The organism is Prevotella sp. CAG:255, from assembly GCF_000431195.1.
GTDB lineage: Bacteria > Bacteroidota > Bacteroidia > Bacteroidales > Bacteroidaceae > Prevotella > Prevotella rara.
Map to the genome: position 1 here is coordinate 1 of NZ_HF986783.1, position 799 is coordinate 799.

Consider the following 799-nt stretch of genomic DNA (forward strand, 5'->3'; position numbering starts at 1 on the left):
ACGACTGGGTGGTGATTGACGATATGGAAGATGACGACACAGATGATTCCTATTATGAAGAAGAGGAGTATTTTTATGAGGAGGAGCATACTGTCGATGATGAATATGACGATAAAACTGGCCTGTGACTTGGAATATGTCCGCGTGAGAAAGTCGTAGTGATGCTTACAAAGGACAGGTCGGATATGTGGAAAGAAGCTACGGCATAACTTTAATTATCAAATTACAAAAACAAATAAAAATGAAGAAGAAAATCTTTTTAGTGGCAAAGGTTCACGAGATGGAACCGGCCACAATCATGAGTGTACAACAGGAAATCCAGAACGACTTTGACAGTGTAACAGGTGAGCGCAGGGTGGTTTTCTCCGCTTGCAATCCGTCTGACAATGAATTCGAGTTTACATTCAACCGCACATCCTTGCAGAACTTGGTTGAGGAGGGTGAAATAAACTCCGCCGATGCCGATACCATAACAGGCACAGGACTAAATGGTTTCAGAATGCCGGAGCCTTATCCAAAAGCACCGTTCGGAAGTTATTTCAATACCTTCATCGACATAGATGATTTTATTGAAAGCTACAAGAAGTCTGCAAGGAAGTTGGGTGCAAGCCACATGAAGGACATCAAACTGGAGATAACCCCCGAGTATGTAAAGTTAAGGTTGGTATATTGACAAAATGTAAAAACGTAGTAAAAAGAACAACGTGCCGTCAGGAGTTACCCTCTTGGCGGTTTTTATTTTCTCCTTTCATAAAAAATTCGATACACAAATAGGAATCTGTTAGAAACAAGCTATTTA

The 799-nt window shown here is 40.8% G+C and carries 1 protein-coding gene; it reads left to right on the forward strand.

Going from position 1 to position 799, the window contains the following annotated elements; translation table 11 throughout:
• Positions 1–241 precede the first annotated feature (241 nt).
• Complete coding sequence (locus tag QVO66_RS03535; protein ID WP_021854025.1) at positions 242–673, forward strand: hypothetical protein; 432 nt, start codon at positions 242–244, stop codon at positions 671–673.
• Positions 674–799: the final 126 nt, after the last annotated feature.